Source organism: Enterobacter nematophilus, from assembly GCF_026344075.1.
GTDB lineage: Bacteria > Pseudomonadota > Gammaproteobacteria > Enterobacterales > Enterobacteriaceae > Enterobacter > Enterobacter nematophilus.
Genome location: NZ_JAPKNE010000001.1, coordinates 1,348,804 through 1,366,829 on the forward strand (window position 1 = coordinate 1,348,804; position 18,026 = coordinate 1,366,829).

General features: G+C 56.4%; 16 protein-coding genes. 8 read left to right on the plus strand and 8 right to left on the minus strand.

All coding sequences use genetic code 11. From position 1 onward, the window contains the following. Nucleotides 1–76: 76 nt before the first annotated feature. Nucleotides 77–2,110 carry a choline BCCT transporter BetT gene (betT, locus tag OSH03_RS06425; RefSeq protein ID WP_266178572.1) on the minus strand — a complete coding sequence of 678 codons (2,034 nt, stop codon included), beginning with the start codon at nt 2,108–2,110 and terminating at the stop codon, nt 77–79. A 128-nt stretch (nt 2,111–2,238) separates the two neighbouring features. On the opposite strand from betT, the gene betI reads away from it, so the two are divergent. The 5 genes from betI (at nt 2,239) to OSH03_RS06450 (ending at nt 8,748) form a co-directional block, all read left to right on the plus strand. After that, nucleotides 2,239–2,826 (plus strand): transcriptional regulator BetI, encoded by a 588-nt coding sequence (gene betI / locus OSH03_RS06430; RefSeq protein WP_061098935.1) that lies wholly within the window; start codon nt 2,239–2,241, stop codon nt 2,824–2,826. 13 nt (nt 2,827–2,839) lie between these two features. Continuing rightward, a complete protein-coding gene (betB, locus tag OSH03_RS06435; protein WP_266178573.1) occupies nt 2,840–4,312 on the plus strand; it encodes a betaine-aldehyde dehydrogenase in 1,473 nt (490 codons plus the stop codon). 13 nt (nt 4,313–4,325) lie between these two features. Next, nucleotides 4,326–6,005 carry a choline dehydrogenase gene (gene betA, locus OSH03_RS06440; protein WP_266178574.1) on the plus strand — a complete coding sequence of 560 codons (1,680 nt, stop codon included), beginning with the start codon at nt 4,326–4,328 and terminating at the stop codon, nt 6,003–6,005. A 274-nt stretch (nt 6,006–6,279) separates the two neighbouring features. Beyond that, nucleotides 6,280–7,020: an SDR family oxidoreductase gene (locus tag OSH03_RS06445; protein WP_266178575.1), complete on the plus strand. Its 741-nt coding sequence runs from the start codon at nt 6,280–6,282 to the stop codon at nt 7,018–7,020. A gap of 33 nt (nt 7,021–7,053) precedes the next feature. Next, nucleotides 7,054–8,748: a thiamine pyrophosphate-binding protein gene (locus OSH03_RS06450; protein WP_266178576.1), complete on the plus strand. Its 1,695-nt coding sequence runs from the start codon at nt 7,054–7,056 to the stop codon at nt 8,746–8,748. A gap of 33 nt (nt 8,749–8,781) precedes the next feature. On the opposite strand, the gene OSH03_RS06455 is transcribed toward OSH03_RS06450, so the two are convergent. The 5 genes from OSH03_RS06455 to budA form a co-directional block, all read right to left on the minus strand. Continuing rightward, nucleotides 8,782–9,480 (minus strand): GNAT family N-acetyltransferase, encoded by a 699-nt coding sequence (locus tag OSH03_RS06455; protein WP_266178577.1) that lies wholly within the window; start codon nt 9,478–9,480, stop codon nt 8,782–8,784. Between the two features lie 107 nt (nt 9,481–9,587). Continuing rightward, the gene (locus tag OSH03_RS06460) at nt 9,588–10,061 is read right to left on the minus strand and encodes a cold-shock protein (protein ID WP_227442104.1); all 474 of its coding nucleotides are present in this window, start codon (nt 10,059–10,061) and stop codon (nt 9,588–9,590) included. Between the two features lie 131 nt (nt 10,062–10,192). Continuing rightward, complete coding sequence (locus OSH03_RS06465) at nt 10,193–10,963, minus strand: (S)-acetoin forming diacetyl reductase (protein ID WP_266178578.1); 771 nt, start codon at nt 10,961–10,963, stop codon at nt 10,193–10,195. A gap of 20 nt (nt 10,964–10,983) precedes the next feature. Beyond that, nucleotides 10,984–12,663 carry an acetolactate synthase AlsS gene (gene alsS / locus OSH03_RS06470; protein WP_061098943.1) on the minus strand — a complete coding sequence of 560 codons (1,680 nt, stop codon included), beginning with the start codon at nt 12,661–12,663 and terminating at the stop codon, nt 10,984–10,986. A 13-nt stretch (nt 12,664–12,676) separates the two neighbouring features. Further along, nucleotides 12,677–13,456, minus strand: a complete 780-nt coding sequence (budA, locus tag OSH03_RS06475) for an acetolactate decarboxylase (protein WP_061098944.1) — start codon at nt 13,454–13,456, stop codon at nt 12,677–12,679. 105 nt (nt 13,457–13,561) lie between these two features. On the opposite strand from budA, the gene OSH03_RS06480 reads away from it, so the two are divergent. Further along, entirely contained in the window at nt 13,562–14,443 is an 882-nt protein-coding gene (locus OSH03_RS06480; RefSeq protein WP_061098945.1) for a LysR family transcriptional regulator, read from the plus strand. A 72-nt stretch (nt 14,444–14,515) separates the two neighbouring features. On the opposite strand, the gene OSH03_RS06485 is transcribed toward OSH03_RS06480, so the two are convergent. Both OSH03_RS06485 and OSH03_RS06490 read right to left on the minus strand, forming a co-directional pair. Beyond that, nucleotides 14,516–14,878: a cupin domain-containing protein gene (locus OSH03_RS06485; RefSeq protein ID WP_266178579.1), complete on the minus strand. Its 363-nt coding sequence runs from the start codon at nt 14,876–14,878 to the stop codon at nt 14,516–14,518. 75 nt (nt 14,879–14,953) lie between these two features. Then, nucleotides 14,954–15,772, minus strand: a complete 819-nt coding sequence (locus OSH03_RS06490) for an AraC family transcriptional regulator (RefSeq protein ID WP_266178580.1) — start codon at nt 15,770–15,772, stop codon at nt 14,954–14,956. Nucleotides 15,773–16,022: 250 nt separating this feature from the next. On the opposite strand from OSH03_RS06490, the gene OSH03_RS06495 reads away from it, so the two are divergent. Together OSH03_RS06495 and OSH03_RS06500 are read left to right on the plus strand one after the other, a co-directional pair. Further along, entirely contained in the window at nt 16,023–16,475 is a 453-nt protein-coding gene (locus OSH03_RS06495; RefSeq protein ID WP_266178581.1) for a hypothetical protein, read from the plus strand. A 337-nt stretch (nt 16,476–16,812) separates the two neighbouring features. Then, nucleotides 16,813–17,772: an FRG domain-containing protein gene (locus OSH03_RS06500; protein WP_266178582.1), complete on the plus strand. Its 960-nt coding sequence runs from the start codon at nt 16,813–16,815 to the stop codon at nt 17,770–17,772. The last annotated feature ends 254 nt before the right edge of the window (nt 17,773–18,026 follow it).

The following is an 18,026-nucleotide window of genomic DNA, read 5'->3' on the forward strand; positions in this document are numbered from 1 at the left end:
TCTATTCGAAAAGTACAGGGCCAGATTCATAACAATCTGGCCCCTCAACTTTCATGCGCTTTATTCAGATCAAACTTTAGACATCCGGGAACATCACGCTATTCCCCGGTGCTTCCCTGTGCAGATGGATAAAGTTCAGGTGCCGTTCATACTGGTCCAGAATATCCGTAATCACCTGCTCCTTGCTGTAATCCATTAGGTCATTCCCCTGGCTGCCTTCCAGCAGGAACGTCTCCAGCCGGTAGTAGGTTGATTTCCCGCTGCGCGCCCGGTAGGTAAACCCAGGAACCGAATACTGCTGCGGCCAGATCTGATAGACAAAGTTCTGCTCGTCGCCCATATGCACCAGCAGATCCAGGTGCCCCAGGGTCTCGCCCTCTTCCGGCGGCAGGTTTTTCAGCTCTACGTACGCACCGCGCAGCTTCAGCTCCTGCGCCACCTCTTCCATCGCCGGGAAGCAGACCGTCTCCATCATCTGGCTGGTGTAGCGCGTGCCCGGGTAGTTCATCAGGCGAGACAGGCGTTTCTTCCAGCTCAGCCTGTCCTGCGCGCCCATCGGACGCGGGGCGGTGTCGCGGCTGGCGCTGACGCGGCGGTAGTCTTCCACCTTGAGCGATTTATACAGCCCGGCCATTACGAAGAAGATGACGAAGCTGAACGGCAGGCCCATGATCACCGTGGTGTTCTGCAGCGCCGAGATACCGTTGGTCATCAGCATGCCGAGCGTCAGCAGGCCGATGGCGACGGACCAGAAGATGCGCAGCCAGTTCGGCGCGTCGCTGTTGATGTCCTTGAGCTTCGAGGTGAAGTTCCCCAGCACCAGCGCGCCGGAGTCCGCCGAGGTGACGTAGAACAGCAGGCCGGTGATGGTCGCCACGGAGGCGCTAAAGGTGAACGCCGGATACTGCGCCAGCAGGCTGTAGAAGCCGCGCTCCGGGTGCGCCATCGCCTCCTGCGCGAACGCCGCGTCGCCGTGAATGATCTCGTACAGCGCGCTGTTGCCGAAAATCGACAGCCACAGCAGGGTAAAGGTGAACGGGATAATCAGCGTGCCCATCACGAACTGACGGATGGTGCGCCCGCGCGAAATACGCGCCAGGAACAGGCCGACAAACGGGGACCACGCCACCCACCACGCCCAGAAGAACAGCGTCCAGTTGTTCATCCACTCCACCGGACGGTCGAAGGCGAAGCTGTTCAGCGTCATGCCCATAAAGCGGTTCACGTAGTCGCCCACGTTGAGCACTAAGGCATTGAGCAGGAACGACGTGTCGCCCATAAACAGCACGAACAGGATCAGGCCCAGCGCCAGCGCCACGTTCAGCTCGGAGAGCACGCGGATGCCCTTATCCACGCCCGACGTCACCGAAATGGTGGCGATAATCACCGACAGCGCAATCAGCGCCGCTTTGGCCGCCATCGAATCCGGGATGTCAAACAGCACGCTCAGCCCGTAGTTGAGCTGCACCACGCCAATCCCGAGCGTTGTCGCGATACCGAAGATGGTGCCGATGACCGCCGCAATGTCGACGCTGTGGCCAATCGGGCCGTTAATTTTTTTACCGAAAATCGGATAAAGCGCGGAGCGGATGGTGAGGGGCAAATTATAACGATAGCTAAAGTATCCGAGCGCCATGCCCATCAGGGCGTACATCGACCAGCCCGTCAGGCCGTAGTGGAACAGCGTCCAGACCATCGCCTGGCGCGCGGCCTCCATCGTCTGCCCTGCCCCTTCCGGCGGCTGCATATACTGCGTGACCGGTTCGGCTACGGAGAAGAACATCAGGTCGATGCCGATGCCCGCGGCAAACAGCATCGCGGCCCAGCTCAGCAGGCTGAACTCGGGCTTGGACTGCTCTGGTCCGAGCTTTACCGAACCGAAGCGCGAGCAGGCAATGCACACCACGAAGACAATATAGAGCGTCGCCGCCAGCAGGTAGTACCAGCCGAAGGTCTTCGACACCCAGTTCAGAGTGCGCCCAATCCACTCGGCAGAAAAATCACGAAAGAAGATCGTCGTCAGGGAAAACAACAAAATCAGCCCGGCGGAAGTATAAAAAACGACCGGGTTGATTTTGTCTTTTTCTCTGTCCTGTGAAAGGTCTGTCATCCAGTATCCTCACTGTTTTTGTAACTATTAAAATCCAAATCCGCAACAATTAAGACACATTTTATATTGAACGTCCAATCAAAAAACGCTTTAATATATAACCAACGCTGATGAATGGAGTGGCAAAAATGCCCAAAGTGGGGATGCAGCCGATTCGGCGCAGGCAGCTTATCGACGCCACGCTGGAAGCAATAAATGAAGTGGGCATGCATGACGCGACCATCGCGCAAATCGCCCGTCGGGCGGGCGTGTCCACGGGGATCATCAGTCACTACTTCAAAGATAAAAACGGCCTGCTGGAAGCGACCATGCGCGACATCACCGGCCAGCTGCGCGACGCGGTATTAAGCCGCCTACGCGCCCTGCCGGGCGGCAGCGCAGAGCAGCGATTGCAGGCGATTGTCGCCGGCAACTTCGATGAAACCCAGGTAAGCGGCGCGGCTATGAAGGCCTGGCTGGCCTTCTGGGCAAGCAGCATGCACCAGCCGATGCTCTACCGCCTGCAGCAGGTGAGCAGCCGACGCCTGCTCTCAAACCTGGTGTACGAGTTCCGCCGCGAGCTGCCGCGTGAACAGGCTGAAGAGGCGGGCTACGGGCTGGCGGCGCTGATCGACGGGCTGTGGCTGCGCGCCGCGCTGAGCGGCAAGCCGCTGGATAAGACCCTGGCGCAGTCGCTCACCAGCCACTTTATCAGCCAGCATTTACCGACCGAATAACCGAGGAGAATTTATGTCCCGAATGGCAGAACAGCAGCTTTATATCAATGGTGGTTATACATCCGCCACCAGCGGTCGCACCTTCGAGACCATCAACCCGGCCAACGGTGAAGTTCTGGCGAGCGTACAGGCCGCCGGGCGCGAAGACGTCGACCGCGCCGTGGAAAGCGCACAGCGCGGGCAAAAAATCTGGGCAGCGATGACCGCCATGGAGCGCTCGCGCATCCTGCGTCGCGCCGTCGATATCCTGCGCGAGCGCAACGACGAGCTGGCAACGCTTGAGACCCTCGACACCGGTAAAGCGTATTCCGAAACCTCAACCGTGGATATCGTCACCGGCGCGGACGTGCTGGAGTACTACGCGGGGCTGATCCCGGCGCTGGAAGGCAGCCAGATCCCGCTGCGTGAGACCTCGTTCGTCTACACCCGTCGCGAGCCGCTGGGCGTGGTGGCGGGCATCGGCGCGTGGAACTACCCGATCCAGATCGCCCTGTGGAAATCCGCCCCGGCGCTGGCGGCGGGCAACGCGATGATCTTCAAGCCGAGCGAGGTCACTCCGCTCACCGCCCTCAAGCTTGCCGAGATCTACACCGAAGCGGGCCTGCCGGACGGCGTGTTTAACGTCCTGCCGGGCGTGGGCGCGGAGACCGGCCAGTACCTGACCGAGCATCCGGGCATCGCGAAAGTCTCCTTCACCGGCGGCGTCGCCAGCGGCAAAAAGGTAATGGCCAACTCGGCGGCCTCGTCCCTGAAGGAGGTGACGATGGAGCTGGGCGGCAAATCTCCGCTGATTATTTTTGACGATGCGGATCTCGATCTCGCGGCAGACATCGCCATGATGGCGAACTTCTTCAGCTCCGGCCAGGTATGCACCAACGGCACCCGCGTGTTCGTGCCCGCGAAGTTCAAGGCCTCGTTTGAGCAGAAAATCGCTGAGCGCGTGGGCCGCATCCGCGCGGGCGATCTGTTCGATGAAAAGACCAACTTCGGCCCGATGGTCAGCTTCCCGCACCGCGACAGCGTGCTGCGCTACATCGCCAAAGGCAAAGAGGAAGGCGCGCGCGTGCTGTGCGGCGGCGACGTGCTGAAGGGCGAAGGCTTTGACAACGGCGCGTGGGTTGCCCCGACCGTGTTTACCGACTGCACCGACGAGATGACCATCGTGCGCGAAGAGATCTTCGGCCCGGTGATGTCCATCCTCACCTATGAAAGCGATGAAGAAGCCATTCGCCGCGCCAACGACACCGACTACGGTCTGGCGGCGGGCATCGTCACCGCCGACCTGAACCGCGCGCACGGCGCGATTCATCAGCTCGAAGCGGGCATCTGCTGGATCAACACCTGGGGTGAATCCGCCGCGGAGATGCCGGTCGGGGGCTACAAGCACTCCGGCATTGGCCGCGAAAACGGCGTGATGACGCTGCAGAGCTATACCCAGGTGAAGTCCATCCAGGTTGAGATGGGTAAATTCCAGTCCATATTTTAACCGGGAGGTTTATTTGCAATTTGACTACATCATTATCGGGGCCGGCTCTGCCGGCAACGTCCTGGCTACACGACTGACTGAAGATCCGAACACCACCGTCCTGCTGCTTGAGGCGGGCGGGCCGGACTACCGCTTTGATTTCCGCACCCAGATGCCCGCCGCGCTGGCGTTCCCGCTGCAGGGCAAGCGCTACAACTGGGCGTACGAAACAGAGCCTGAACCATTCATGAACAACCGCCGCATGGAGTGCGGGCGCGGCAAAGGGCTGGGCGGTTCGTCGCTCATCAACGGCATGTGCTACGTGCGCGGTAACGCGATGGATCTGGATAACTGGGCCAAAGAGCCGGGTCTGGAGCACTGGAGCTACCTCAACTGCCTGCCCTACTACCGCAAGGCGGAGACGCGCGACGTGGGGCCGAACGACTACCACGGCGGCGACGGTCCGGTGAGCGTTACCACCTCGAAGCCGGGCGTGAACCCGCTGTTTGAGGCGATGGTGGAAGCGGGCGTGCAGGCGGGCTATCCGCGCACCGAGGATCTCAACGGCTACCAGCAGGAAGGTTTCGGCCCGATGGACCGCACGGTCACGCCGCAGGGCCGACGCGCCAGCACCGCGCGCGGCTATCTGGACCAGGCGAAACCGCGCCCGAACCTGACCATCCGCACCCACGCCACGACCGATCGCATTATTTTTGACGGCAAGCGCGCCGTGGGCGTCGAGTGGCTGGAGGGCGAAAGCACCATTCCGTCCAACGCGACGGCGAACAAAGAGGTGCTGCTGTGCGCGGGGGCCATTGCCTCTCCGCAGATCCTCCAGCGCTCCGGCGTGGGCAGCGCGGAACTGCTGAAGAAGTTCGATATCCCGCTGGTGCACGACCTGCCCGGCGTGGGGGAAAACCTGCAGGATCACCTGGAGATGTACCTCCAGTACGCGTGTAAAGAGCCGGTCTCCCTCTACCCTGCCCTGCAGTGGTGGAACCAGCCGAAGATCGGCGCCGAGTGGCTGTTTGGCGGCACCGGCGTGGGCGCGAGCAACCACTTCGAAGCAGGCGGATTTATCCGCAGCCGCGAGGAGTTCGAGTGGCCGAACATTCAGTACCACTTCCTGCCGGTGGCGATTAACTACAACGGCTCGAACGCGGTAAAAGAGCACGGCTTCCAGTGCCACGTTGGCTCCATGCGCTCCCCGAGCCGCGGGCACGTGCGCATAAAATCTCGCGATCCGCACCAGCATCCGGCGATCCTGTTTAACTATATGTCCCACGAGCAGGACTGGCAGGAGTTCCGCGACGCGATCCGCATCACCCGCGAAATCATGCACCAGCCCGCGCTGGACAAATATCGCGGCCGGGAAATCAGCCCTGGGATTGAGTGCCAGACGGACGAACAGCTGGACAAGTTCGTGCGTAACCACGCGGAAACCGCGTTCCACCCGTGCGGCACCTGCAAGATGGGCTACGACGAGATGGCGGTGGTTGACGGTGAAGGCCGCGTTCACGGGCTGGAAGGGCTGCGCGTGGTGGATGCGTCGATCATGCCGCAGATTATTACCGGCAACCTGAACGCCACCACGATTATGATCGGTGAAAAAATTGCTGACGCCATTCGCGGGCGCGAGCCGCTGGCGAAGAGCACGGCGGCGTATTATGTGGCGAACGGTGCGCCGGTACGTCAGGCATTACAGAACGTTTAATATTCAGCCCTCTCCGTAAAAGGAGAGGGTTTTCAATATATCCCTTCATTACGATAATATTTTTTCGATACCTATAAGAAATAAATATTACCCGGCAATTATTTTGTTCATTTAAAAGTCTGTTGACACTGTTCCCGCAATTCAACTATGTTTAATCGAATGTCTTTCCATTCGAAATATACAATATATTTAAACCTGAAATTAAAGAAAACGTCATTATTCTTTAATTCCCCCCTGCCTTTATTTTTGCATCACTCAACGGCGAGATAAGATCATGAATAATAGTGCAAACAAAGTTGTTGTTATCACCGGCGCCAGCAGCGGTATAGGTCAGGCTATTGCCCTGTATTTAGCGAATAAGCCCTTTTCGCTGGTGCTGGTGGCGCGTCGCCTGGACAGAGTTAACGCCCTGGTGGATCGCATCGTCCAGCAGGGCGGCCAAGCGATCGCCGTTAAGGCGGACGTGACCCGTCAGGAGGAGGTCCAGCACGCGATTGACGCTGCGGTTGCCGCATACCAACGCGTCGACGTGCTGATCAACAACGCAGGCTTTATGGCTATCGCCCCCATCAGCGAGCGCAAGACCGACGAGTGGGACCAGATGATCGATACCAATCTCAAAGGCGTTTTATATGGCATAGCGGCGGCGTTGCCGGTGTTCCAGCGTCAGGGCGGCGGACATTTCATTAACGTTGCCTCGGTGGCCGGAATTAAGGTGCTTGCCCCCGGCGGCGTGGTCTACAGCGCCACGAAATTCGCCGTCCGCGCGCTGAGCGAAGGCTTACGCCAGGAGGTTGGTAAAACGGTCCGCACAACGCTTATTTCCCCCGGTGCGGTCGAAAGCGAACTGCAATTCGGCAGTTCTGACGAAGAGAGTAAAAAATTCCTCCATGAATTTTATAAGCAGGCCATTCCGGCAGACGCCATTGCGCGGGCCGTATTATTTGCTATTGAACAGCCTGATGATGTTGATGTAAATGAAATTATCGTCCGACCCACGCAGGAAGAATTTTAGCATGCCTTAAATAACGCTGAATGAGGTGTCATTATGATTAAGTCATTAACGTCCTTATCAGATTTAAATATGCGAACAGGTGCCGACATTCTCCTTGAAGTGCTGGAGAGTGAAGGCGTGGAATATATTTTTGGCAATCCCGGCACCACCGAACTTCCGCTGATTGATGCCCTGCTCCGGCATGAAAACATTCACTATATTCTGGCGCTCCAGGAGAGCAGCGTGGTCGCCATAGCCGACGGCTACGCAAAAGCCTCTGGCAAAACGGGCTTTATCAATTTGCATACCGCCAGCGGTCTCGGGCACGGCATGGGGAATCTCATTAACTCGCGGATCATGAAAACCCCGCTGGTGGTCACCGTCGGGCAACAGGATACGCGCCACTACGTGCGTGACCCGCTCCTGTATGATGACATTGTTTCCATCGGTTCCCCGGTCATGAAATGGGCGCAGGAGGTCACCAGCGCCGACCAGCTTCCGGTGCTGGTGCGTCGTGCATTCCACGCTGCCAGCTATCCTCCCGCCGGTCCCGTATTGCTCTCACTGCCGATGAACGTGATGGAAGAGCTCAGCGATGCCGGGATACAAACGGCATCCAAAGTGAACTATCACACCGTCGCGGGCTCGCTGGACGAGCTGGCGGAGGAGCTGAGCCAGGTTACGCCCGGCAGGATCATGATTGTGGCGGGGGATGAGGTTCACTCCAGCGGCTCGACGCAGGAGATTGTCGAGCTGGCGGAAAACCTGGGCGCTCACGTCTACGGCTCCTCCTGGCCGTTGAACCTTCCCTTTCCCACCCAACACGCGCTCTGGCGCGGCAACATGCCCACCACCGCCTGCGAAATCGCCAGCATCGTCAACGCCTACGACGCCGTCTTTATCATCGGCGGCAGAAGCCTGATCACCATCTTATACAGCGAAGGGGACGCGATTCCGGGAACGTGCGCGGTTTACCAGCTTTCGGCCGACATGAACGAGCTGGGCCGCACCTACGCCACCCGCCTCTCGGTGATGGGGGATATCAAACTCTCCCTGGAGGCACTGTTACCGAAGCTTGAGCAACGCCGGGTGGCAGGTAAACTGGTTCATCAGCAGCTGCTTAAAACAGCGCTCAGCGAACGAGAAAAAGAGTGGCAGCAGCAGGAAGAACGCCTCTCGGCAGAGCGGCTGCGCCCGGCCATTTCACCGATGGTGGCGGCCTATGAAGTCATCAAAGCCGTTCCGCCGGGCACCACCATTGTTGATGAAGCAATTGCCACCGCGAGACATGTCCGGCGTTTTATTTCCGACCAGCAGCACCAGCGCTACTATTTCATGCGCGGCGGCGGTCTGGGCTGGGGTATGCCTGCGGCGGTGGGTCACTCGCTGGGGCTGGGCCGCGAGCCGGTAGTCTGCCTGATGGGCGACGGCGCCTCACTGTATTCACCGCAGGCGCTCTGGACGGCGGCACACGAAAATCTGCCGGTTACCTTCATTGTGATGAATAACCTGGAGTACAACGTTCTTAAAAACTTTATGAAGGGCCAGCCGGGCTACAGCTCGACGCAGCTGGGGCGCTTTATCGGAATGGATCTGATTAATCCGCACATTGACTTCCAATCCCTGGGCACCGCCATGGGAATTCGCTGCTGTCGGATAACCGATGCCGCAGACATCGCCGAAGCGGTAGCCCGCGGGCTGCTGTCAGGAAAAACCAATCTGATTGAAATCGTAATTTCCGCGGATTAACCGCGCGTTTACGCTGTACCCTACATATAAAGCTTATAAACGAAACGCCTCCAGCCGCGTAATCTGCTGCCCCTGGGCGTCAAAATTCTCCGCCGCCAGCCAGGCGCGCAGCTCCGCATCCCTTTGCGGCCATTCGCCGTCAATAATCGAAAGCATATCGCTGTCGCGGTTGCGCCCTTTACGCACCAGCTTCTGGCGCAGGCGTCCTTCCCAGACAAACCCCAGCCGCTCCGCCGCGCTGCGTGAGGCGGTGTTCATCGAATCGCACTTCCACTCCAGCCGACGATACTTGTGCTCAAAGGCATTTTTCAACAGCAGCCACACCGCTTCGGTGCCGATGCGGGTGCCTTTCATCCTGCGCGACCAGGTAACGTGGCCGATTTCCACCGATCCCTGAAACCGCTCAATCGCCATGTAGCTCACCAGCCCTACCGCTTTTTCAGTGCGTAAATCGATTACCGCAAACGGGACCAGATCGTCATCCATCACCTTGCCGAGCACCCAGTGCGCGGTGGCTTCCACGCTTTCAGGCTGGGTGCTGGCAAGCCACGTCCAGTCGCTGTCATCACCCAGCGCGTAGGCCTCGTATAAATCAGCCGAGTGACGATCGGCGTCCAGCGGCTCCAGACGGCAATACTGACCGGTGAGCGGGGTGCGGGTTAAGACCCGGGCGCATTTCCAGTCCGGGACGATATCGTTAACGGTTTGACCATGTTGATTGATTTCGGGCACGGCGATGACTCCCTGAAAGGTAAGGAGTTTGTTATAGCAGGTTAAAAAGCGGGCGAAAAGGGAGGATTTGCAGGCCGGGTCAGGCGGAACCGCCGCCCGGCATAAGATTACTTCAGCAGCTTAACCGTAGCGTCGATATCGATTTCATCTTCGGTAAAGATCATCGTCGTGTTCTGGAAGGTGGTGATCGCCAGCTTCTTCACCGTACGCATTTCGCCCGGCTTTTTGTCGGATTTTGGTTTGATGCTGTTCATCAGCAGCCCCACCGACAGCACCGCGTTCTCTTTGTCGATTTTGGTATCAACGGGCTCTTCTTCGCTGAACACCACGAAGGATTTGATCGAGGTGAGCTTCACGCGCTCGCCCGCAATATAGAGGTGCTTACTTTCGGGGATCACCTTCACCGCGTAGGCGGAGAGGCCTTTGTTGTTGGTGGTTGGCTCGAAGGTCACCGCAGCGTCTTTTTTAATCAGATCGGGGTTCGCGACCTTAATCACATGAAAATAGCGGTTGTCGCCGTTTTCATCTTTGATAAATCCGAAGCCTTTATCTTTAAACCACGTTGTGATTGTACCGTTCATCGCTGTTACCGCCTGTCAGATCGTAATGACTAAAGTTTTGCAGCGCGCAGTGTAATGCACAATGGCGGAGGAGACAAAAAAAAGCCCCTGCACGGAGGCAGGGGAAAACTCATGTCAGAGCTTATTAGAATTTAATTAAACACCATTCCACCATCAATTAAGAGCGACTGACCGGTCATGTAGTCGGAATCCGGGCCAGCCAGGTAAGAGACGCAGGCGGCCACATCTTCCGGCTCGGACAGACGGCCAAGCGTAATGCGTTTGGCAAAAGTTTCGGTCCCGTAGCCGAGCGGTTTGCCTGCCGCCTCAGACACCTGACGGTCAATTTCCGCCCACATCGGCGTTTTGACGATGCCCGGGCAGTAGGCGTTAACGGTGATCCCCAGCGGCGCGAGGTCTCGCGCGGCGGTCTGGGTCAGGCCGCGAACCGCAAACTTGCTGGAGCTGTATACCGCCAGCTCCGGGTTGCCGGTGTGGCCCGCCTGGGAGCAGGCGTTGATGATTTTCCCGCCGTGCCCCTCTTTACGAAACGCGTCGATGGCAGCCTGAATGCCCCATATCACCCCTTTCACGTTGATGTTGTAGACCTTGTCGACAATCTCCGGCGTGATGGATTCGATGGGCGTAGACGGCGCTACCCCGGCGTTGTTAACGATGACGTTGAAGCCACCCAGCGCGGTGCGGGCTTTCTCCACCGCGGCAAACACCTGTTCGCGGTCAGAGACGTCGACCTTCACGGCGACGGCGTTACCGCCGTTGCGGATAATTTCATCTGCGACGGCTCTTGCCGTCTCAACGTTATAGTCGGCGATGGCGACGGCAAAGCCGTCTTTCACCAGGCGAAGCGCAATCGCTTTACCAATCCCCTGGCCTGAGCCTGTTACGAGAGCCACTTTTTGCATTTCTCTGTCCTTATATTGATTCACAAAATCTGGCTGAGATGGAGCTGGCCCATCAGCAGCGGGTTATCGCTGTAGTCGACGGGAATAGCCACCACGGCCGGGCCGTCGACATCCATTGCCGCGCGAAGCGTCGGCTCCAGCGCCTCGGCGCTCTCCACGGCGAAGCCCTTCGCGCCGAACGCGTCGGCATAGGCTTTGAAGTCGACCGGGCCGAACTCCACGCCGGAAAGACGCTGGTATTTTTTCTCTTCCTGAATGGCCACCATGTTGTAGGCGTTATCCACCCAGATGATGTGCAGCACGTTGGCGTTGAGGCGCACCGCGGTTTCCAGCTCCATGCTGGACTGTAAAAAACCGCCGTCGCCGGAGACCGACACCACCTTGCGGCCCGGGTTGACCAGCCACGCGCCAATCGCCCACGGCAGCGCGACGCCCATGGTCTGCTGACCGTTGGAGATCATCACCTGACGCGCGCGGAAGCTGTAGAGGTAGCGGGCGATCCAGATATGGAAGCTGCCCATGTCGACGGTGAGCGTCACGTCGCTGTTCACGATGTCCTGCATGGCGCGCACGATGCGCAGCGGGTGCAGGGCAAACTGGTTGAGCGAGGCGCCGCGGCGGTCGAGCAGGTCCCGCTGATGCTGGCGATCGACCAGAATTTCTGACGCACGCTGGCTCAGCTCAAGCTTGCGATCGATCCGGTTAGCAAGCAGGTTCAGCGTTTCGGCGATGTCCCCCACCAGCTCCAGATCCGGGACGTAGTTACGCTCCTCGTAGGCGGGCAGCACATCGATGTGCACCAGCGTCGCGTCGCCGCTGTTCCACATAGAAGGCTCGTACTCCACCGGGCTGTAGCCGATGCAGATAATCAGGTCAGCCAGATGCAGCAGCCGGTCGCCCGCCTGGTTGTTGAACAGGCCGACGCGTCCGGCAAAGCGGGTAAAGTGCTCCTGGTTCACCGCCCCGGCGGCCTGATAGGTGCTGGTGACCGGAATGCGGCTTTTCTCCAGCAGCTTGCGCAGCGCGGCGCTGTTCGCTGGCTGGCTGGCCATCAGGCCGAGCAAGATGACCGGGTTTTTGGCGTTTTCGATAAGCTTCGCCACGTCGTTAATCGCTGACTCCGGTGCCGGGCCCATCAGCGCCGGACCGCTGGCGGGCAAAATCGCGCCCGTCGCGGGCTGGTCGACAATATCCTGCGGCAGGCTGACGAACGCGCCTCCCGGCCTGCCGTGCTCGGCGGCGCGAAACGCGTTCGATACCACCTCGGCAATCGCGTCCGGCGAACTGACCTCGACGGCATATTTAGTGACCGGGCTGAACATGGCGACGGTGTCCATGCTCTGGTGCACCAGCTTGGCTTTATCCGCCCGCTTCACCGCCCCGCCCAGCGCCACCACCGGGTCACCCTCGCTGTTGGCGGTGGCGATGCCGGTGATCAGGTTCGAACAGCCCGGCCCGGAGGTGACCAGCGCCACCCCGGCCTTGCCGGTCAGCCGCCCCACCGCCGCCGCCATAAACGCCGCGTTGGCCTCGTGGCGCACCGGAATAATCTCGATGGAGGAGTCCAGCAGGGAATCAAACACCTTGTCGATTTTCGCCCCCGGTATGCCGAACACCTGCTTCACGCCCTGCGCTTCCAGCTGGCCGACAACCATATCGGCGCCGTGCGCCCACTGACGTGACTGTTTCTCACTGTTCACGGTAGTACTCCTGTTAGTTTTCGACGGCGCGGATAGCCGCATCAAGGTTGCTGGGGTGCAGGTTGGCCTGTAAAAACGCGCTGTCGGCGGGCAGGTCAATCATCAGCTTGTGAATTTCACCGAAGGTGAGCACGCCGCTCTCCAGCTGGTAGTCGAGCAGATGTCCCCCGCCCTGGCGGTCGTCGGTGATGAAATGCTCGTGATACCCGGCCACGTTAATGCCCTGCATATGCTGCGGCGTGCGGAACCCGACCAGCACCCCTTCGCGCTGGTTAAAGCGGAACACCGGCTGGTCGTCCAGCACGTCGGTCATCGCCCGGTACGGCGGCTTCTGTCGCGGCACCGTGCGGGTGTGGGCGTGGCGGAAATTGCCGTCAATGCGCAGCGCGCAGAACAGGTTGTCGGAGGGGATCTGCTGGTCGATGACGTCGTGGATCTGCTGGCGGCTGACCGGCGCATCGAAGGTTTTGCGGTACTGCGGCTGGAACCAGGTCATCACCGCGAACGGCGTTTTCTGCTCCGGCTTCGCGGCCCGGGCGCTGCCGTCGGCGCGCAGCTGGTACACCTGGCTGCTGAAGGCAATCATTTCACCGTCCAGCTCGTTAAAGGTGCCGAGACCAAAATCACCGTGTGCCAGCAGGTCGGCGATCGTCGTCTCCCCTTCGTACACGCCGCTTAGCAGGGCGCTCATTAGCGATGTCTGGTAGATCACGCTGTCAGGATGCTGGGCGGAGAACCCGCGCAGGGTCTCGCACAAACTCGCCTCACAGTCGCAGGCAGATGAATGCATCATCGTGCTCGTCCTCTTCAACTTTATTTAGAAAGGTTAAATAAATGTTGACCCGATTCAGCAGAGAGTTCCAATATAGAAACCATGCTGGTTTGAGACGTTTTAGATATGGAACTTCGTTATCTGCGGTATTTTGTCGCGGTTGCACGCGAGCGACACTTCACCCGGGCGGCCGAAGCGCTGGGTATTTCACAGCCTCCTCTGAGTCAGCAGATCAAACGGCTCGAAGAGGAAGTGGGCACGCCGCTGTTCAGGCGCCTGACGCGTGGCGTGGAGCTGACCGAGGCGGGAGAAGCCTTCTACGAGGACGCCTGTAAAATTCTGGCGCTGAGCGATGCCGCGCTGGAGAAAGCCCGCGGCATCGCGCGCGGGCTGAACGGCAACCTGTCGATTGGCATCACCAGCTCCGACGCTTTCCACCCCAAAATTTTCGCGCTGATTCGCCAGTTTCAGGTGCAGAACATGGCGGTGCAGGTTCACCAGGTGGAAGCCAATATGTCGTCGCTGACGACGATGCTGGCGGAGGGTGAGCTGGATATCGCCTTCGTGCGCCTGCCCTGCGAGAGCAGCAAGATGTTCGAAATAAAAATCCTCGACCGGGAGCCGATGGTGGTGGCGCTGCATCGCGATCATCCGCTGGCGGCGTGCGGTTCGCTGGCGTTAGATCAGCTTCGGGATACGCCGGTGGTGTTGTTCCCGCAGGAGGTCGCGCCGGGCCTGTACGACCGGGTGCACGGCTGCTGCGAACGGGCCGGGATTGACGTGCAGCACGCGCTGCAGTCGTCGCAGCTCTCCTCCTCCCTGAGCATGGTCTCCGCGGGCGGCGGGTTTGCCCTGGTGCCGAAATCCATGGCGGCCATTTCACCGCCGAATGTGACCTATCACGCGCTGAGCTCGCCGGAGCTCTACACCGATATCGCGCTCTGCTGGCGGCGGTTTGAACGCTCGCGGACGGTGAAGCGGTTTTTGGGGATGATGAGCGAGGGGTGACGGCCGGTTTGGTTGGTGGTTTTTGTAGGCCGGGTAAGGCGTAGCCGCCACCCGGCAAGCCAGCCTCCGGCGTCAAATCCAGACATCGTTCTCTGCGGTGCGCTCCCCGCCTTCGTGTCCGGTGTTCAGGACCCCGCAAGGTTCTATCATCATCATTTTCACAACACCCTCAGCAGAGGTTTTGTGCTCAACGCCTTTTGGCACAACGTAAAGTTCTCCCGGATTAACGAGCACGTGTCCGTCACGAAAATCAATACGTAACACGCCCTCGACCACGATAAATGCTTCATCGGTTTCAGGATGCGCGTGCCATATAAAATCTCCCTCTATTTTCACAATCTTAAACTGGTAGTCATTCATCTGAGCGATGACCTTCGGCTGCCAGCGCGCGTCGAAGAGGGAAAATTTATTTTTCAGATTAACGGGTTGATACATGGTGACACTCCCTATGGTTGAGAAGTGTCCAGAATAGAGTTAAGCCATTGCGCCAGTCTTGAACGATCGTGCAGCTCAGGCGCGGCTGTTTTGGATGATTTTCTGCCAGCGTCCCGGCGAGATCCCCAGCGTTTTGATAAACTGGCGAGTCATATGGCTTTGGTCGGAAAACCCGGCCTCAACGGCCGCTTCAGCAAGAGACAGGCCCTTCTCTATCAAACGTCGGCAATATTCAAGTCGCCGCATCGTCACATAGCGATACGGGCTTGTTCCGTAAAGTGCACGAAAATCCCGACTCAGGCTCCAGCGATCCCTGCCGCTGACCGCAGACAGCGTCTCCAGCGTAATGTTTTGGCTGAATTCAGTTTGTATATACTCGCGTGCACGCTCTGCGCGACGATAATCGAATGCGCATCGACGAAAGCGCTGCCCTCCCACCATGGCCAGCGTGTTGGCCAGATCGTAAAGCGCGTCCTCTTCTTCCAGCGTATCAACAGATTCTTCTAGCCCTTTCAGCAGGGATTCGGTCGCCGCAAAAAGCCGGGGATCGGATGAGATCCCGCCGGGAATAAACGGCAGCGGCTTTCCGCCCAGGATTTTCTGAATTAACGCGGGATCGATATACAGCATCCGATACTGAAAACCTTCAATCGTCCCCGCTTCTCCGTCATGCAGTTCATCGGGGTGCAGAACCATCGTCCCACCAGGAAGGCTGTGTTGTTGACTGCCCCGATAGTGAAAGCTCTGCACCCCGGACAAGGTTCTGCCTATCGCGTAGGTGTCATGCCGATGTGGCTCATAGCCATGTCCGCTAAAGTACGCCTCAATGCGCTCTATTTTTCCTGGCGTTTGCGCAAATTTGACCCAGTCTTTGCTCTCGCTGGCGCTCGGCATATGTGCAACCTGATAACGGTAGAGGGGGGAAGTAACACCATAAACGCATGGAGTGGCATTTGGAAAGATATTGATGTCAGGGCTTTCTGGAAGACTCCTCGCAAACCTGCAAGTAACCTTATGTAATTCAGGGGCATCCCTTTTCATCCCTTCTTCGCAGTCGTAAAGTACCTGCGTTGCGGCACATCCGTAACCGGGCGTAGGAACCCGTTAGCATAACATGACATTTTTTGAACAAAGAGGATGCTAAATGGCAACTACCCCTGGATTTACATACGCGCTTTCTGAGGAAAGTGCTATTCATCATCTTGTTAACACTTCAATTCCCGATTCTGCGGATCTTTTTGAACTGGCCGACGCCTGCACCGCCTATGTGAGTGTACTACTAGAAACTGACGACGCGGTGACGTTTGCCACCCTCTGTAAGCGATTGCTGGCTGCGCTGAAGCGGCTGCGGGAATGCTGCGATGCTGAACTCCCGGCGTATCTGGTTGAACAGCTGATTGCGGGGGAAAAGATCGCTTCCTGTGTGCCGGATTGCTGGCAAGAGACGACGCTACAGGTGGACTATGCCGTAGCGTTAACACTGGCAGTAATGGGCGGGACGTTGCCTTCGAGCGTGGCGAAAGAACTCACCGGGCTGCTGCATGATATGGTCTGGCTGCTGGCGGAGTTTGTGAAGGAGCCGTATATCACGGCGTGATGAGGCGGGTGATGGGGGGCCGGGGTTCTGCTGGGTAAAAAGCGGATTCTCGGCCTTATGCAAACAACAACATTGTTTGTTGAATGTCTGTTAAGAGTGAAGATAAGACGCAACACTGAATATATTAAAGATTGGTGGTTCCAGACCGATTATTAAATCCTTAAATACGAGACCATACGCTGGATGAGGCACCGCCAACATAAAAACATTTTATTTAATATTATTAATGAACAATGGAAATTCAGTAAAATTGTTGTATAATTCATTCGCACACGTACCCTGCGGCATGGTGCATTCTCCTAGAGCCAATTCCAATTAAAAATTATGGATAGAAATAATGGTAGACAGTTCCTACGAATCTCTTGAAGTTGATCTTAACTCAATTTATTCTGACGATGAAACGAATATAATGGGTGAAATAAACACTGTTTCTGATTATATTGGCATTATAAGCAATATAGATCATGGTAAATTTTATCGCGGACAAGGAGACGCAAGATGGAGAATAGTGTCATCTCTCACAAGGGCTATCTTCCCAAGGAAGAAGGACTTTCTTAATAAAAAAGAGAAGAATGAAATTGACTATAGAAAATTAAGGATATGCATAGACTCTCGTATTAACGATATATTCAATGCATATGTAATATTTAAAAACAACTTACCAACATATATATCAGAGATTGAATCCAAAGAGTTCCTTATAAACTCAAATTTATCTATACTGCTATTAGCTCAACATTATGGTTTACCTACTCGATTTATTGACGTATCCATTAATCCGCTGATTGCATTGTACTTTGCGGTGTCAAAATCTACAATCAAAACACAAGACCCTGCGGCAGTATTTATCTATGATAGTGAAGCATATCTTACAGGGGATGAATTTGATTATGCCACAAAAAATCTTGTTGAATCAATTAAATCCTCGCATGTAAAGACACGTTCTGAACAAAGCTCATTTAGAGAGATAGCTAAATTAAGTAGTTTTGGTTATCGTTTTATGTCTGTGACTCCAATACCTACGCTAACGGACACCTTGAGCATTGAACATTATTCATTTGATAAAAGAATGCAGTCTCAAGAGTGTCTTTTTTTGTTTCATAATAATTTTGAGAAACCTTTTCAAGCTAAAAATGAAAATAATCTAAGCAAAATAATAATTAACAATCCATATAGAATAAAAAAAGAGCTAATGAATTTAGGCATTGTAGAATCCAAGATATACCCATCACTATCAGGATTCAGCAATACTCTTTTAAATAGAAAAATAAACAATGATTTTTCATTCTTTGACTAATAACTGATGATGTCGAATTAATAAAACCGCTGCTTTAGAAATTATCGCAGCGGCTTTTTTCAAGTTAAACTTTTAACGGAACGATGACCATAACATTTTAGAGAAAATTGGTAATTGTTGTGACTGCAAAGCAATAAAATTAATGACGTTTAATATCTACTCTTGGCACAAAGCGGACGCAGCTTTTACACACATCCATATACTGCTGTAAGCAAAACAATCACCCACAAAAATCCTTCTCACCAAACAATGCC

Bases quoted from the DNA above. Each gene is read 5' to 3' on its own strand.
- betT (WP_266178572.1), bottom strand. From the start codon at position 2,110: ATGACAGACCTTTCACAGGACAGAGAAAAAGACAAAATCAACCCGGTC.
- betI (WP_061098935.1), top strand. From the start codon at position 2,239: ATGCCCAAAGTGGGGATGCAGCCGATTCGGCGCAGGCAGCTTATCGAC.
- betB (WP_266178573.1), top strand. From the start codon at position 2,840: ATGTCCCGAATGGCAGAACAGCAGCTTTATATCAATGGTGGTTATACA.
- OSH03_RS06445 (WP_266178575.1), top strand. From the start codon at position 6,280: ATGAATAATAGTGCAAACAAAGTTGTTGTTATCACCGGCGCCAGCAGC.
- OSH03_RS06450 (WP_266178576.1), top strand. From the start codon at position 7,054: ATGATTAAGTCATTAACGTCCTTATCAGATTTAAATATGCGAACAGGT.
- OSH03_RS06460 (WP_227442104.1), bottom strand. From the start codon at position 10,061: ATGAACGGTACAATCACAACGTGGTTTAAAGATAAAGGCTTCGGATTT.
- OSH03_RS06465 (WP_266178578.1), bottom strand. From the start codon at position 10,963: ATGCAAAAAGTGGCTCTCGTAACAGGCTCAGGCCAGGGGATTGGTAAA.
- budA (WP_061098944.1), bottom strand. From the start codon at position 13,456: ATGATGCATTCATCTGCCTGCGACTGTGAGGCGAGTTTGTGCGAGACC.
- OSH03_RS06480 (WP_061098945.1), top strand. From the start codon at position 13,562: ATGGAACTTCGTTATCTGCGGTATTTTGTCGCGGTTGCACGCGAGCGA.
- OSH03_RS06485 (WP_266178579.1), bottom strand. From the start codon at position 14,878: ATGTATCAACCCGTTAATCTGAAAAATAAATTTTCCCTCTTCGACGCG.
- OSH03_RS06490 (WP_266178580.1), bottom strand. From the start codon at position 15,772: ATGCCGAGCGCCAGCGAGAGCAAAGACTGGGTCAAATTTGCGCAAACG.
- OSH03_RS06495 (WP_266178581.1), top strand. From the start codon at position 16,023: ATGGCAACTACCCCTGGATTTACATACGCGCTTTCTGAGGAAAGTGCT.
- OSH03_RS06500 (WP_266178582.1), top strand. From the start codon at position 16,813: ATGGTAGACAGTTCCTACGAATCTCTTGAAGTTGATCTTAACTCAATT.